The organism is Georgenia soli, from assembly GCF_002563695.1.
GTDB lineage: Bacteria > Actinomycetota > Actinomycetes > Actinomycetales > Actinomycetaceae > Georgenia > Georgenia soli.
In genome coordinates this window covers 14015-27150 of the sequence record NZ_PDJI01000003.1, presented here as the reverse complement: position 1 = coordinate 27150, position 13136 = coordinate 14015, and the positions used below count along the sequence as shown (strand labels likewise).

At 65.0% G+C, this 13136-nt stretch carries 11 protein-coding genes; 1 reads left to right on the top strand and 10 read right to left on the bottom strand.

Annotated features, from left to right (window positions below; translation table 11 throughout):
• Positions 1 to 26: 26 nt before the first annotated feature.
• The 6 genes from ATJ97_RS00765 to ATJ97_RS00740 all read right to left on the bottom strand — a co-directional run bounded on the left by ATJ97_RS00765 (position 27) and on the right by ATJ97_RS00740 (position 6850).
• Positions 27 to 911 carry an HAD-IIA family hydrolase gene (locus ATJ97_RS00765; protein WP_098482112.1) on the bottom strand — a complete coding sequence of 295 codons (885 nt, stop codon included), beginning with the start codon at positions 909 to 911 and terminating at the stop codon, positions 27 to 29.
• Positions 908 to 2422, bottom strand: coding sequence for a xylulokinase (locus ATJ97_RS00760; RefSeq protein WP_098482111.1), 1515 nt, complete (start codon positions 2420 to 2422; stop codon positions 908 to 910). The genes ATJ97_RS00765 and ATJ97_RS00760 overlap by 4 nt, the downstream gene beginning before the upstream one ends.
• Positions 2423 to 2424: 2 nt before the next feature.
• A complete protein-coding gene (locus ATJ97_RS00755; RefSeq protein ID WP_098482110.1) occupies positions 2425 to 3873 on the bottom strand; it encodes an iron-containing alcohol dehydrogenase in 1449 nt (482 codons plus the stop codon).
• A gap of 188 nt (positions 3874 to 4061) precedes the next feature.
• A complete protein-coding gene (locus ATJ97_RS19335; RefSeq protein WP_143426829.1) occupies positions 4062 to 4916 on the bottom strand; it encodes a lipoate--protein ligase family protein in 855 nt (284 codons plus the stop codon).
• Positions 4913 to 6583, bottom strand: coding sequence for a glycerol-3-phosphate dehydrogenase/oxidase (locus ATJ97_RS00745; protein WP_098482108.1), 1671 nt, complete (start codon positions 6581 to 6583; stop codon positions 4913 to 4915). The genes ATJ97_RS19335 and ATJ97_RS00745 overlap by 4 nt, the downstream gene beginning before the upstream one ends.
• A gap of 24 nt (positions 6584 to 6607) precedes the next feature.
• A complete protein-coding gene (locus ATJ97_RS00740; protein WP_098482107.1) occupies positions 6608 to 6850 on the bottom strand; it encodes a lipoyl domain-containing protein in 243 nt (80 codons plus the stop codon).
• Positions 6851 to 7062: 212 nt separating this feature from the next.
• Between ATJ97_RS00740 and ATJ97_RS00735 the strand changes: the two genes are divergently transcribed.
• Positions 7063 to 8019: a sugar-binding transcriptional regulator gene (locus ATJ97_RS00735; RefSeq protein ID WP_098482106.1), complete on the top strand. Its 957-nt coding sequence runs from the start codon at positions 7063 to 7065 to the stop codon at positions 8017 to 8019.
• 23 nt (positions 8020 to 8042) lie between these two features.
• Here the strand turns inward: ATJ97_RS00735 and ATJ97_RS00730 are convergent, their stop codons facing one another.
• From ATJ97_RS00730 to ATJ97_RS00715, 4 genes are all read right to left on the bottom strand, one after another.
• The gene (locus tag ATJ97_RS00730; protein WP_170037007.1) at positions 8043 to 9029 is read right to left on the bottom strand and encodes a sugar-binding transcriptional regulator; all 987 of its coding nucleotides are present in this window, start codon (positions 9027 to 9029) and stop codon (positions 8043 to 8045) included.
• A gap of 102 nt (positions 9030 to 9131) precedes the next feature.
• A complete protein-coding gene (locus ATJ97_RS00725) occupies positions 9132 to 10034 on the bottom strand; it encodes an ABC transporter permease (protein WP_245861921.1) in 903 nt (300 codons plus the stop codon).
• 144 nt (positions 10035 to 10178) lie between these two features.
• A complete protein-coding gene (locus ATJ97_RS00720) occupies positions 10179 to 11642 on the bottom strand; it encodes a sugar ABC transporter ATP-binding protein (RefSeq protein ID WP_245861918.1) in 1464 nt (487 codons plus the stop codon).
• 102 nt (positions 11643 to 11744) lie between these two features.
• Positions 11745 to 12749 (bottom strand): substrate-binding domain-containing protein, encoded by a 1005-nt coding sequence (locus tag ATJ97_RS00715; RefSeq protein ID WP_170037001.1) that lies wholly within the window; start codon positions 12747 to 12749, stop codon positions 11745 to 11747.
• Between the last annotated feature and the right edge of the window lie 387 nt (positions 12750 to 13136).

The window sequence follows — 13136 nt, the reverse complement described above, 5'->3', positions numbered from 1 at the left end:
ACATTCAGTGGATGACTGAACATAACCTAGACGGTCGTCGGGCGTCCAGCACCGGCGGCCGCCGGGCTGTCTTCGAGCGATCCCTGCAGCGGTTGAAGGAGCTCGTCGATGCGTTCAAGGACGTACGTCGGACGCCGGTCTGCGGGCGCATCTTCGACCGTCTCCCGGGTGCTCTCTCCCGTGAGCACGAGTGCCGAGTCGATGCCCGCGTCCACCGCCATGGCGATGTCGGTGTAGAGGCGGTCGCCGACCATGACGCAGTCGGTGGCCTCAAGGCCGAGAACCCTCAAGGCGGTATGGAGCATGAGAGGGCTGGGCTTACCCACATTGACTTGGCAGCGCGTGCCCGTGCATGCCTCGATTGCAGCGACGACGGCCGCTGCGTCAGGCTCCCCCCGGCCACCGGGAAGGGGGCAGTAAGCGTCAGGATTGGTGGTGACAAGACGTGCGCGGCGGTGCTGCCACAGCGCATCGAATGCAATCTGAAGCTTCCGGTAGTCGAAGGCCCTGTCATAGCTCGCGACAACAACGTCAATCTGTCTGGGATCGTCGGTCAGCCGGAACCCTGCCGCGGCGATGGCGCGCTGCAGGGGTTCCTCACCGATCACGAAGACGCCCGCCCCTGGGGCATGGCGAAGTAGCCAGTCGGTCATCGTCACGAGCGGGTTCACAACATGGCTGACAGGTGTCGGTATCCCGAGCTTGGCGAGCTTGGCCGCATACATCTCGGGATCGCGCGTGGGGTTGTTGGACAGGAACAAGGTCTGGCGTCCAGCTGCGCGAAGGCGGGTGATGAGCTCGGAGGCTCCTGGGAGCAGTTCGTCGCCCAGGTAGATCGTCCCGTCGAGGTCGAACAGGTACCCGCCGTACGTACGCACCGTCGCGGGCGCCAGGCCAGGTTGCGCGCTCATCGCTGAGCCACCGAGGACAGGCGCCGGTACACGTCACGGAGTGCGGGGTAGATCTCGCGATAGACCTCGTACAGCTCCTCGTACCGGGACGCGCGTGCGGAGTTTGGTTCGTAAGCCGCCCGGGTGCCGCTCATCGCGGCTGCGGCCTCGGGAATGCTGGAGTGAAGTCCGACCGCGGCGGCGGCCAGCATGCCTGCGCCAAGGCAGGTGCTTTCTGGCTCGCGCACCACGTCGACCTGGCGCTGCATGACATCGGCCAAAATTTGGCACCACACCCCGCTGCGGGACCCGCCTCCCATGGTTAGGACCGCCCGTATCGGATCGCCGGTCGCGCGCTCGGCCCCGTCGGTGAGTAGTCGCTGCTCGAACGCGAGCCCTTCGAGAAGTGCCCGGTACATGTGTGCCTTGCCGTGTGCCCCGGTCAGTCCGATCAGGGCGCCGCGCGCGTGATGGTCCCAGTACGGTGTCAGCGCTCCGGTCCAGTAGGGCAAGGCGATGAGGCCGTCGGATCCGGGGGGGAGTGATGCGGCCGCCGTTTCGAGGATCTGCTCGGGCGCGAGCGGTAGACCGAGCGCGCGGGTGTCTACGCCGGCGAACCGGTCCACGAACCAGGTCAGGTTGTGTGTCCCACCGCCGATGAACGTCTCCAGGGTGTATGCACCCGGAACAGCCGCGAACAGTGTTCGGTACTCGATGCCGTAGGTGTAGTTGGGGCTGTACGTGCCCGAGACGATGCCTGAGCCGAGATTCAGGTATGCCGCTCCGGGTGCCGTGATCCCGGCCCCCAGCTGCGCTGACTGACCGTCGCCCACGCCGGCGACGACCGGCACATTGCTTGGCAGACCGAGGCTCTGCGCGACCTCGCTGCTGAGCTCGCCCAGGACCGCCCCAGGTGCATGCAGCTCGGGGAGTTGTTCTCGCGCGATGCCGGCCGCGTCGAGAAGAGTGTCGTGGTAGTCCTGAGTCGTCATGTCGACCAGGCCGAGCGGGTCCGCGCTGGCCCATGAGGTTGCCCAGTGACCAGTGAGTCGGTGGACAAGGAATCCCTGCACGTCCGTGATCACTGCAGCCCGCAAGAGAGTCTCTGGCTCGTGACGGCGCAGCCACAGGAGCTTGTACCAAGCCGGCGTGGGGTTCGGTGGTTTGCCAGTTGTCTTGTGTACGTCCTCAGAGCCGTGCTCTTCCACCTCAGAGACCGCTCGCGTGTCCATCCAAAGCATCGCTGGCCGCAGTGGGCGGCCGCCGGAGTCGACGCAGACAAAGGTCTCGCGCTGGTGCGTCACACACATGGCGGCTACTCGTGAAGCGTCGACCGTCTGAACTGCGCGGCGCACCGCTGCTGCTGTTGCCGACCACCAGTCTTCGGCGTCCTGCTCACCCCAGCCGGGCCGTGGGTGGGTCAGGTCGAAGCTGAAACGTGCCTGCGACACCGCGGTGCCGGAGGCGTCCCACACCACGGCCTTGGCCGCCGTCGTTGAGCAGTCGACGCCGATCACGTAGTCGCGCTGCATGATCAGATCACCACGGCCAGTTCGCCGGCAGCGTGCTGAGCGGCACGCTGCAGGACCTCGTCCACGTCTGCAGGGGTCCACCAACCGAGGAGTGTCAGTAGGTCAATCACGTTGACCCGGTTACGCATCAGTGCGCAGGACTCAACCGCCCAGCGAGCCAGCTCGGGGGTGATGTTGGGAACGAGATCGCTGAAGTCGACCGGGCTTCCTGCCTCCCGTAGCCCGTCGGCAATCTGGGCCGCCGGCCGGACCAGGGATCGCAGTTCTCGTTCGTGCGCCGGCCACCAGGAGATCAGGTCTTCGATCCGGTCACGGTTCGAGGCCAGCACCGAGAGTTTCTGGGAGTAGTCAGCCCAGCACTCCTCAGCGATACGCCCGTCGAGGTGTGAGAAGGCCTCTCGGACACGGTCCTCGGCGGCAGCTACGTCGAAGGCGGCATCTTGGATGTGGGCCCGTCCGGCCGCCATCCGCTCAAAGAGCATCTCCCACGCAGTGGCCGCCACAACAGCGGCGACACCGACCTGTGCGCCGTGAAGGCCGATCGGCGAGCCCTTGGCGCCTTGGTGCAGGTCGAGCATGTGGCTCACCACGTGCTCGACGCCGGACAGGCACGCGGTCGTGCCGGCGACACCGGTTGCGATGCCGCGGACGTCAAGCGCGAGGGCCAGCCCTTCGACTGCGCGCAGATCTGCTTGTCGCAGCCCGGACGACCACTCATCGATCGTTCCCGCAATCGCCTCCATGATGGCGATCGGTCCGCGGTGAAACGATTGGTCCGTCCCGAGCATGCTTGCCAAACGCCAATCCGCAGGCGCCGTGAACATCGACGTCATCTCGCCATAACCTGCGCGGTTCATCGCCTCCGGAGCCTCCGCGATCGTCTCAGCATCGGCGATGACCACGTCGGGCCACCGCGATGGGACGGTCCGCTTGACGCCGTCTCGAAGCACGACGGAGACGTTGTCCGTGAAGCCATCCACCGATGCCGCTGTCTGCACAATCACCACGGCAGGCACCCCGGCACGTGCAGCCGCGAGCTTGCCGATGTCGCTGATGGTCCCTCCACCAACCGCGACGACCGCCTGCACGCCACGGATCGCCTGCGTGGCCTGCTCCAGCACGTCCTCAGTGACATGCAGCACGGCATGGCCGTCACTAAGGATCACGTCCCGCACGTCGTAGACCTCCCCAAGCTGGCGGCGCACCCGCACCTTGAGGTCTGACCCGCTCCGGGTGATCACCGTGGTGTCTGCGACGAGGGCCACGGTCTGTGACGCGCCCTCAAGGGAGTGCACCCGCAAGGCTGACTGAACGGCGTCCACGAGCGTGTCGATGGTTCCGCGTCCGACCCGCAGCTCGGACAGCTCGAGAGGGACAAGTACGCCCTCCGGATCCCACTTTGCGAGGAGTTTGTGGATCTCGCCGATGCCGCTGAGCGTAGATGCACTCATCACAGTCCTTTCCGTGCCGCGGACTGGTGGGGCGGCGAGATGCCGGCACCACTGCGTGCCCTCGGCGGTCGTGCACACAACGGTGTGCGTATCAATTCACAAGGCCGGTAGATATGCCGATAATGGGTGTGCGAGGCCACGTTGTCAACGCCGCCGCATCGCTTAGAACGGTTCTGACCTAATGGCGGTCAGACTCGAACCGGACTGCCGCCAAGGCTCATTTGGGCGGAGGCCCGTGCTGGTAGAGCGGGGTGGTCGAAGGCCGCTGCAGCGGCCCGTTCATGAAGCCATGGAAGTGTTGGGGACTCCGTAAGGGGAATCGCGTGCCGTTCGAACTGCGCCCACAGTGCCGACTCGACGTCCTCGACGCTGACACCGCCTACAAGGTCCTCGAGCGCCCCTACGGTCCGTACGTCCAGTGGTTGGTCAAGCGCACGATAGACATCAGTGATCACATTGCGAACCGGATCGCCGCCCTCGACGAGTATCACGGCGCCCAGGAGCCACGCAGACTTGGCGAGTCGCTGAGCCGACCCGACCAGCTTCATACCTTGCGCGTGCACGCTGAAGCGACCAGGGCAGTACTCGGCCGGCAACTCACCGACCTGCGCGTCCACGCCCAGGCTCTGCAACGCACCAACGAGCAGAGCTGAGAGGTCCTCGAACCGCCGCATCGCTGCCGACGTCGGATCATCTGCCGACACCACAAGATCCAGGCACAGCGCACCGCCGTGGTAGGCGGCGGCCCGGCCGCCCGGTGCCCGAAGCACCGGTTCGAAGCTATGGTTCTGAGCCAGTTCCACCGCGGCGGGGAACCCCGGGCTTAACGTGTCCCGACGGCTGAACGCGACGGTCGCCGCCGGTCGGTAGATGCGCATCCAACCAGCACGAGTGCTGCGCGACGCTGCTGCAAGCAGTGCCGGGCCGATCCCGATATCGACACGCGGAGACAGATTGTCGGGCCCATGAATGACCTGAAGTTGGCCAGCGGTCGGCAGCAGTGCAGCCGGTCCTGCCGGCGTCGACAGTTCCAGCAAGGTCAACGACTCTCCACTGCCTCGGCTCCGAAACTCTCGGACCGAGGTCCGTCGGGGTTCGGAACCGCAAGCCGATCGAGCCACCGGCGGTATCCGTCGAACTCGTCGACGCGGCGCTCAAGATCCCATCCGAGATGCTCTCCGAGCACGTCAGCCGCGCGAGCAGCGATGTCCAGGCCATGACCCGGTTCAAAAGCGAGAAGGACTCGGCGCGCCAGCACGTCCGTAAGGGTCGCAGCCAGGTCCACCTCTACCGCGAAGACCAACTCCGCCGCGGTCAGTCCGGTCGACGGGTCGATCACCTCACCGAGTGCAGGCTTCGCCGCAGCCAACGCCCACACATCAGCAGCCCGTGTTCCGTAGAACTTTCTCAGGCGGCGCACCACCTGCTCAGGCGCTCCAGCAGACCACTTCTCCGGCTCACGGCGAGGACGCGCACCAGGGAAAGCGCGTTTCTTCGTCTGGCACGGGGGAGCCTTCCTGCCGAGACGACGGAAGACGTCCTCGACCACGTCCTGGGCGAGCTGCCGGTACGTCGTCAACTTGCCGCCAACCACGGTCACAAGGCCCGGCAAGCCGCTGCCGGCATGGTCATGCAGCACATGAGAGCGAGGAACCTTGGACTCCGGGACGCCGGGCGCATACGGCAATGGGCGTACTCCGCTGAACGTGTAGAGCACATCATCCATCGTCAGTCCCGCTTCCGGGATGAGACTGTTCACCTCGCTGAGGAGGTACTCGGCTTCACCGATATCGCAACGCGCGTCCACGGGGTCACCCTCGAACCGTATGTCCGTGGTGCCGATCATGTAGCGCCCGTACCACGGGATCACGAGGACGAGGCGGCCGTCGCGGCGAGATTCGTAATAGACGACATCGTCGGGGGCTCCGGGGAAAGGGTCGACGATGAGGTGACTACCCTTGGTTCCACCGCCCAGACGTGGCTGGGGAGACTCGGTGCCGGCGAGGACCTGGTCGATCCACGGTCCGGCCGCGTTGACTACCACTGCTGCTCGGGACTCTCCGGTCTCGCCGGTGAGCTGGTCCGTCCACCGCACGCCCACCACCTGCCCAGCCTCGACAAGCGGGCCATCCACGCGGGTGTGCGTTCGAAAGTCGGCGCCGCCGGCCACGGCATCCACGGCGATCTCCACGCACAGCCGCTCGGCGAGCTCCACCTGACCGTCCGTGAACACCCCTGCGCCACCGAGGCCGTCGCGGCCGATGCCACGGAACCGTTCCTGCAGCCGTGTGGTGTTGAGGACCTCGTGCCATGGCGACTTCTTGTCGAACGAAAGAACGTCGTACGCCAGCATCCCGAGACGGATGAGCCAGGAGGGGCGACGGTTGTGCTTGTAGAACGGCATGACCAGCCGTACCGGCTTCACCAGGTGCGGAGCCAGGCGGAAGAGTCGCTCACGCTCGCGCAGAGACTCGCGCACGAGAGGGATGTCGTAGTGCTCCAGGTACCGGAAGCCGCCATGGATCAAGCGACCCGACCACGCGGAGACGCCAGAGCAGATGTCGTCCTGCTCGATCAGAAGAACCCGCAAACCCCGCAGGGTGGCGTCCTGGGCGACGCCGACGCCGTTGATGCCCGCGCCTATGACCAGAACGTCGTACTGGTCCGGCGTCCTCGAGTTCTTGTGCGTTGCTGACGCGTTGGGAGTCATGGCGTTCTTCCGGTGGAGTAGGGATTAATCGGTTTCGATGATGGCGATCGGGGTGCGGACCTCGACGGTCTCCCCGGTCTGGACGAGGATCTTGGTGAGGATGCCGGTGGCGGGGGCCTCGAGGCATTCCTCGACCTTCTCGGCCTCGATCTCTGCGAGGTCTTCGTCTTCGGTGACCGCCTCGCCGACGTTCTTCAGCCAGGCGGTGATGGTGCCTTCGCTCATACCCATGCCCCACTGGGGCAGCAGGACCTCAACCTCAGCCATATGTGTTCTCCATCCTTGGAGGGGCGACCGGCCATCTGTGGCGTTCATGCAGTCGGTGCATTAATATTCTAACCTTGAACTGTTAGGCCCTGCAAGTCTGCGAGGCTTCCCAGCAGGAGTTGCCGGGTGTGCCAGACTCGCTTCGCTTACGCAACGTTCACGACATGACCAAAACGCCTGCCCCCCAGGTGACCGAGACAATGAGGACTTAGGTGGAGCATCTGGACCAGCTGCGCATGATGACCAAGGTCGCGAGGCTGTACCACACGCGTGGAATGCGGCAGACCGAGATTGGTGAACGACTGCGGATCTCGCAGTCCCGCGTCTCGAGGCTCCTTCAGCAGGCCGAAGACGCAGGCATCGTGCGAACCGTGGTGTCGGTACCTCAGGGCTTGCACGCTGAGCTGGAAGAAGCGGTCGAGCTCGAGTACGGCGTCGCGGAGGTCCACGTAGTCGACGCGGTCGCGAACGACGAGGTTGAGCTAGCCCGTGACCTCGGGCATGCGACCGCCTTCCTTCTCTCAGAACTGACCACCGCCGCGCCAGTCATCGCCTTCACCTCGTGGAGTCAGACGTTGCGGCAGGCCGTTGATGCCCTGCAGGTCCTCCACAGCGATACCGGCTACGTGGTCGAGACACTCGGCGACCTCGGCCCGCCACTTCTTCAGCATGAGGCGGCCCGGTCGACCCAGCGCCTCGCGTCACTCTCGGGCGGGCGGCCGGTGTTTCTGCGTACGCCAGGAGTCGTGGCGAGTCCTCAGATCCGCGAGGCGCTTCTCGCTCAGGACCCGTACGCCCGCCAGGCGTTGGAGATGCTCGATGACGTGGATATCGCGCTGGTAGGCATCGGTTCTGTCGATGTCGCTCCCTGGCTCAAGGCGGGGGACAACTACTTCACCGAGCGGCAACTCGCGAATATTCGCGCCCAAGGTGCTGTGGGCGAGGTGTGCCTTCGCTTTATCGACGAGGACGGAAACCACATCGCGAGCGACTTAGACGACCTGGTCATCGGAATCTCACCGGACCAGCTCAAGAGAGCCCGGCGCCGTTGGGCCGTAGCAGGTGGTGAGCGGAAGCTTGATGCGATCAAGGCCGCGCTCCGTGGCGGCTGGGTCGACGTCTTCGTCACCGACGCCCAGACCGCTGAGCGGATTGCGAAACGCGCCTGAGCACGGGCCGTCCGGCCCCAACGTCAGCGAGGTGCTTCCTCGGGCAGGGCGCTGATCACCTCACGAGCCTCGGCGACGACATCACCTGAGGCCCGCTGCAGCAAGAACCGAGCCGTTGTTACATCAGTCAGAAGAACGTCGACCCACCGTCCGCGCAGGGCAGCGAGAAGAGCCTGATGTTTTGACAGCCCGCCGGTCACCACGATCCGTCGACGGGCCGAACGCAGCTGATCAAGAGTGATGCCGATGACCAGGTCGTCCAGATCCGTGGTGAGTGGTTGGCCCTGCGCATCGAGGAACCGCTGGTTGAGCTGACCGACGGCACCGGCCTTGCGTACCTGCGCGAGCTGGCTCGCCGTGAAGAAGTTGGCTCCCTCCTGCAACGGCCCGTGGAAGTCAGCCGGCCCCACGCCAAGGAAGACGACGTCAAGTTCGTTGAGCTGCTCGAGAGCTTCGCGGACATGGCTGTCCTGCAGCGCCGCGTCGCGTAGATCGCGGCGGCTGAACACCCCAGGTGCGCGGAGAAAGACCGGTTCGGCATCGATAAGGCCCGCCAGCCTCTGGGTCGCCCGAGCAGCTTCATGCTGCAGGATCGGTGGACCAAGATCGCCCAGCGTCTCCACGACCCTCTTGACGGGCGAGCGGGGGATGCGGTCCATCTGACGGACCATCGACCGCAGAGTCGAGCTCCACGACGTGTACCCGATCGTCGCCCCGTCCAACGAAGCTCCGGCAAGATACCGAGCAGCAGCCCCCGCAAGCGCAAGACCGGGGTCGTCAGCGGATGGAAGTCCCACGACGTGCGCCTCGACGAGCCCGTAGGCGAGTTCGAGGCCTTCCTCCAGCTCAGGGTGTAGCCCCTCGGGAGGCACAAGAACCGTATGGACCAAACCGCGCTGTTCAGCCTGCTGGAGCAGCCTCGAGACGCGTGCTTGCGACATTCCTAGTCGGTCTGCGATCTCGCGCTGGCGCTTGCCATGAACGTGATACAGGCGTGCGACCTGGCTCATCGTCCGAACGCCGTCGTCCGGCTCTCGTGGGGCCATTCTGCGATCCGTCTCCTTCTGTGAGCCCCCGCAGACGCCCTTGGAGATGTCTGCGGGGGCTGTTGATCACTGGGACCGGGTCCGAATGCCCTTACGGTCGGTTAGGACAGCGACGATGATCGCAGCCCCGATGATCACAGGCTGCAGGTTGGGGGAGACGTTCAACAGAGACATGCCGTTGTTAAGCGTGCCGATGATCAGCAGACCGGTGAAGGTGCCAAGCATCGTTCCGGACCCCCCAGCCAGGCTCGCACCACCGATAACGACAACAGCGATGACGTCGAGGAGGTCACCGGTGCCCGCAGACGGCTGTGCCGAGTTCAGTCTTGACCCGACAAGCAGACCCCCCAGGGCGGCAAGGAAGCCGGCGAGGACGTACACCCGAATCTTCAAGGACCGCACCTTGATTCCGGACAGGCGCGCGACCTCCTCATTCCCGCCAATGGCGTAGAGGGCGCGCCCGCTCGGGCGGTAGCGCAGCCAGAATGCCGCAGCCCCGTACACAGCAACCAGAAGGATGCCTTCGACAGGAATGCCGAGGATGCTTCCGTTGGTGAGCCACTTATACCAGTCCGGGAACCCGGTGATGGGGTTGCCGTTCGTGATGTAGAGGGCAAGTCCCGCCGCCGCCGACATGGTGGCCAAGGTCGCGACGAATGCCTGGATCCGACCATAAGTGGTGAGCACGCCGTTGATGAGTCCGACCAGGGCGCCCGTCGCGAGGCCGATCAGTACAGCCACCGTGAACGGCAGGCCAGCCTCCTTGTAGAGGTAGGCGTTGACCATGAGGCTGAAGGCGACTGTAGACCCGACCGACAGGTCGATACCGCCGATGATGATCACCAGGCAGGCACCGACGGCCATGATGCCGATGTCGGAAACCTGACTGACCAAGTTGAGCAAGTTGCGGCTGGTCAGGAAGTAGGGCGAGAGGAAGGACAGAGCCACGAAGATGGCAAGAAGCCCCACGACTGGTCCGGGAATCATCCTGGCCAGGCGCAGCGCGTGCTGGCCAGCGCCCTCGGGCTCTGACGGGCCCCTACTCTGCTGTCGGGCGCCCTCTGTGGCGGTCTTAGGCGTCTTGAAGTCAATAGTCATTGTTGGGTCCCTGACTTACGCGTGGGCGGACAGTGCGGCAGTGTCGCCGCGGTGGTCGTCAGCGGGGTCGGATCCGAAGGCGAGGGCGATAACAGCCTGTGGGGTGGCTTCTTCTCGAGGAAGGATCCCTTGCTGGCGGCCACCGGACATGACGAGGACTCGGTGGGAGAGCCCCAGAACCTCCTCGAGCTCCGAGGAGACGACGATCACCGCAGCCCCGCGGGCAGCAAGGTCGTGGATGATCTCGTAGATGGCCGACTTTGCGCCGACGTCGACGCCTCGGGTGGGTTCGTCGATGATGAAAACCGTCGGTTCGCGCAGGAGCCACTTCGCCAGCAGGACCTTCTGCTGGTTACCGCCTGACATCGACTTGACGGGAAGTTCCATCCGACCACGGATGTCGAACTCCTTGCGCTTCACCTCGGCAACCTCGGCCACGGTGCTCTTAGTGACGATCCCACGGCGTGTGAGCTGCTTCTCCCAAGGCAGGACCATGTTCTCTGCCGCGGAGCGCGGCAGATTCAGTCCCTGATTCTTGCGGTCCTCAGGTACGAGGACGACGCCGGCCTTGATCGCGGCTTCCGGCTTACCGCTGGGTATCAGGTCGCCGCGGACCCGCACCTCGCCAGCGTCGGCACGGTCCATGCCCGCCACTGCGCGCACGACCTCGGTGCGCCCCGCACCAACCAGGCCGGCGAACCCCAAGACCTCGCCTGCGCGCACATCGAAGGTCAGCCCCTCGAAAGCGCCGTCGCGCCGAAGGTCTCGCACCTGCAGCACTACCTCATCACGCGATGGGATCGGTGCCTGGTGCTCGTGGGTGAACTCGCGGCCGACCATGGCGTTGACAAGATCGGACTTGGCAACGTTACCCGTGTCCCAGCTCGCGACCCGGGCGCCGTCACGCAGGCAGACGATGCTGTCTGCGACCTCACGGACTTCGTCCAGGCGGTGCGAGATATAGACGACGCCGGAGCCGTACTCGCGAAGCGCCCGGATCTGTTCGATGACCTTCGCGGTCTCGGACTCCCCGAGAGAGGCGGACGGCTCATCGAACACCACGTACCGCGGCTTGCGGCTGATCGCTTTGGCGATCTCGATCCCGTGCTGCGTCGCGATCGGTAGTCCCCGGACGGGCCGATCTGGATCGAGGTCGACCCCGAGCCGGTGCAGGAGCTCCTGCGCTTCCGCGTGGATCGCGCGCCGGTCGAGACGGCCGCCCTTGAGAGGGAGTCGGCCCAGGAAGATGTTCTCAGCGACCGACAGCTCGGGCAGCAGACGGATTTCCTGATGGATGAGCGCGACGCCCCTATGCAGGGCATCGGCCGGCTGCAGTGGGTTGTATGGCTCGCCATCCAGTGTCATTGCGCCTGCGGTCGGCTGCACAACGCCCGTGATGATCGAGCTCAGCGTGGACTTACCGGCCCCGTTCTCGCCGATGAGTCCGACCACCGAGCTGGGCGGCAGGTGGAAGTCCACGCTCTTCAGAACCGTGACGCCCGAGTACGCCTTGCTTATCTGGGAGCAAACCAGACCCGACCCAGATGCTGTGTCCACGTCGTTGACTCCAGATCCCACGGCTCAGTTCGATCGCTTGGCGTCGGGGCCGTAGTAGTCCTTCACGTCCTCGGTGTCGACGTTCTCGCTGGTGATGAGGACGGTGTCCTGGTACTGCTCAGGCTCGAGTTCGTCACCCTCGCCCTTGAGCTGGGCCACCGCCTGCTCGACTGCGAGCTTGCCCATCGCGTACGGCTGCTGAGCCATGGTCGCCTGCACAAGACCCTCAGAGACGGCGTCGAACATCGTCGGGAAACCGTCGATGCCCACGAAGTACATCCCCTCGTGGCGACCGGCCTGCTGAGCTGCCTTGGCAGCACCCATCGCCATCGCGTCGCTCTCGGCGAAGAAGGCATCGAGGTCCGGGTTGGCGGCAAGCATGTTCTGCGCTGCCCCGTAGGCCTCGGTCTCATCCCAGTTTGCAGCGTCCTCGGCAACGACTTCGATGTCGGGATACTCCTCGAGTGCTTCGTTGCAGCCCTGGGTGCGCTGAATCTCGGCTGTCGATCCCAGCACGCCACGGATGATGGCGATCTTGCCGGACCCGCCCATCTGGTCGAACATCCACGTGCAGAGGTCCCGGGCGGCCTTCACGCTGTCGGTCGCGATGTAAGTTGCAAGATCGCCCGAGCCGTCCTCAGGGCGCTGGTCCACGGCGTAGACGGGCACGTCGGCAGCGTTGGCTGCGGCGACACCCGACGCTGCGGCGGTCGAGTCCTGTGAGATGAACACGAGGGCGTCGATCTGCTGCGTGATGAGGTCGTTGATCTGCTTGACCTGCTGAGCTGAGTCGTTGTTCGCGGAGGTGAGGCGCAGCTCAACGCCAAGCTCCTCCGCGGCGGCCTCCATCCCCTGAGCGGCGGCCACGTAGAACAGAGACTTCTGATCGGCGACCGAGGCGCCGATGACGATCTCATCGCCACCATCTCCAGGTGCCGCACCAGCACCGTTGGAGCAAGCCGTGAGCATCAGGGCAAGGCCACCGACGAGCGGAGCGGCCATCGTCTTGCGAAGTCGTCCTCGACTCATGATTCCTCCTCGTTGCACAGCGACGTCGCTGCATGGGGGTGGGGGGCTCTCCACGCAACAGTGCATGGAGACTCACTGCATAGATATTAATGTGCCAACTGCTGACTCGCAATAGTTCATGGAGTCAGGGCTTGCGTCAAGTCCTCGGCAGTCACTGCTGGGAAGAGGGCGTTGGTCTCAGATGGCCACCGGCGATGGTCGTCGACGATCACGCGACCCAGTGCGCGCGAGAACCTAGCTGTGCTGCAGCCCGGTCTCGATGCTTAGGTGTCGCGACACATGCTGAACGACACGACCGTTCAGCAGGGGCCGTGTCCCACAAAACACGATCACCCAGCTGAGCGGGCAGCCGCACCCGACTGAGCGAGTCCATGGTGTGAGCTCCGG